Source organism: Acinetobacter sp. 766875 (genome assembly GCF_000582055.1).
Taxonomy (GTDB): Bacteria; Pseudomonadota; Gammaproteobacteria; order Pseudomonadales; family Moraxellaceae; genus Acinetobacter; species Acinetobacter nosocomialis.
In genome coordinates this window covers 1-2,047 of sequence record NZ_JEXX01000052.1, presented here as the reverse complement: position 1 = coordinate 2,047, position 2,047 = coordinate 1, and the positions used below count along the sequence as shown (strand labels likewise).

3 protein-coding genes and 2 tRNA genes are annotated in these 2,047 nt (G+C 39.1%); 2 read left to right on the top strand and 3 right to left on the bottom strand.

Annotation, left to right across the window (positions count from 1 at the left end; translation table 11 throughout):
* A partial coding sequence (locus J576_RS19265) for a BolA family protein (RefSeq protein ID WP_031983770.1) occupies window positions 1-293 on the bottom strand: 293 nt, incomplete at its 3' end.
* A 230-nt stretch (window positions 294-523) separates the two neighbouring features.
* Here J576_RS19265 and J576_RS19260 point away from each other — a divergent pair.
* Together J576_RS19260 and J576_RS19255 are read left to right on the top strand one after the other, a co-directional pair.
* Window positions 524-599, top strand: a tRNA-Gly gene (locus tag J576_RS19260).
* A 45-nt stretch (window positions 600-644) separates the two neighbouring features.
* Window positions 645-720, top strand: a tRNA-Gly gene (locus J576_RS19255).
* 175 nt (window positions 721-895) lie between these two features.
* On the opposite strand, the gene J576_RS19250 is transcribed toward J576_RS19255, so the two are convergent.
* Both J576_RS19250 and J576_RS19245 read right to left on the bottom strand, forming a co-directional pair.
* Window positions 896-1,657, bottom strand: coding sequence for a 4'-phosphopantetheinyl transferase family protein (locus tag J576_RS19250; protein ID WP_002054281.1), 762 nt, complete (start codon window positions 1,655-1,657; stop codon window positions 896-898).
* Window positions 1,650-2,047, bottom strand: a 398-nt coding sequence (locus J576_RS19245; RefSeq protein ID WP_033855749.1) for an alpha/beta fold hydrolase, incomplete at its 5' end; no start/stop codon positions are given. The genes J576_RS19245 and J576_RS19250, both read right to left, overlap by 8 nt.

The following is a 2,047-nucleotide window of genomic DNA, read 5'->3' as shown; positions in this document are numbered from 1 at the left end:
TGTGCACATTCTGGACTCGCTGGCGCTTGACCTTGCCACTCACTTGGTAAATAAGCGTGAATTGCTAAAGCATGGATTTGTCCCGGATTCATTAAATCAGAAGCCAAGGCATAAACTTTTTGATGACGTTGAACCAAACGCAAGCCGTTAAACTCTTCACTCACCACAATCACTTTAAAATGTGATTCTTTACCTGGAAAATATCCACCGTGGCCAGCAGACTCATTAATGACTTCTAAATGGCTGGGTGCAAGGGTTTGTAACCGTTCAATCAACTGTTGTTCAAGGCTCATAGCTTTTCCTTTTACGATTATTCGTATATTTAGACCTAGTATACCCTGTCTACACACAAACAAAAGTTGCTCTTGTACGCTTTGACTTCAAACAAAATGTCTATTTATTCGGCAACTTATCAATAAAAACGGCTCTAAATACTCATTTCTGTTTTTATTTTATGCAATCAGCATAATTATTTGCATAAAGTTGTTGACCCTTGTTTTGCTTAATGTATTATAAGCGGCACGCGGGAATAGCTCAGTTGGTAGAGCATAACCTTGCCAAGGTTGGGGTCGCGAGTTCGAGTCTCGTTTCCCGCTCCAAATTGGTTTTTTTTGAGAAAGTTTTAGTAAAAACTGCTCATATATGCGGGAATAGCTCAGTTGGTAGAGCATAACCTTGCCAAGGTTGGGGTCGCGAGTTCGAGTCTCGTTTCCCGCTCCAAATTTAAAAGGCCCTAGTCAAAAGACTGGGGTTTTTTTCTTTTTATCGATCCTTATTTTTTACTTTATCAATTCACAGCATAACTTACTGAGAAGAACCTGGTTCAAGTCCAACGAAAGACTTTCTAGCTTCTACCCGATTCACCTTTTTAAATTGCCAGTTATATCCATTTAATTTAGTTATATCTACAAGGTGTCGGCTTCATTGGATGCATAGATATACACGGCAATAATTGGAAACAGTCCATATTAAAGCGTTCTATATGGTGGCTCTGCTGTAAACATATGGAAAAGATAAAATTGCAATCATAAACATAGCTTTGAAAATGATATTGTTCTGTGTTTTGAGTATCCTTGGTTGCATCAAAAAACTTTATATGTTCAGAAAAGACATGGAAATTAAGCTTCTTTAAATGGCTACTCATTCCTTGACCAGTACATTTAATATAGGCTTCTTTCAAGGTCCATATTTGAAAAAACCGCTGATATACGCTGAATGGGTCAATCGGTTCATTTTTCTGAATCCACTCCATTTCACTCGCCGCTAAAACGCTATCAACCCGCTTCCATTGGAACTCTCGATTCACTCGTTCAACATCAACACCGATTTCCCCTTCTTCAGTCACAGCAAGGACAATAACGTCCGATGAATGACTAAGATTAAAATAAATCGTCTTACTACCTTGTACAAAAGGTTTGCCGTTCGGTTGTAATTGAATATTGACTTGATGGGCTGAAATACCCAGCTTATCTGCTAGAACAGACTTCGTTAAGACACGAGAAATTAAGAAAAGACGTGCTGCCTGAGGAAGATATTGATCATATCTCAACTTTTCTGCGGCATTGAGAAAGCTGAGATAATGACTCAATATGAGATGGTTATCTGGTACCCGTGAAACTGGGCAAATATAAACCTGCACTTGGGGTATATCAGACATCACTAAGTTGCGCTGTAGTACTGATATACTTTGTTAGAACTGGTGTGAGGTAATCATAAACCGCTTCTACATGGGTAATGTGTGGATTATGACCCGCACCAGCGATGATATGTACAGGAATATCAGGACTTATTGGGGTAACAATTGGATTTTTCTCTCCAATAATAATCTCGACTTTAGATCGAAGCTCATTGAGCAGAGTAGTTTGAGCGGCTCGTTGCTGTGGCAAATTAACGAAATGCATATACTCGCTAATATGCTTAGATACTGACACACGGCATAATGAATCCATCGCATAGCCCACTGACGGATTTTTTTGTCCATCTGGATGCAGATCTTTAGCAATGATATCTTTCGGCACAAAACGGAAAATTAAATTAGAGATGGCCT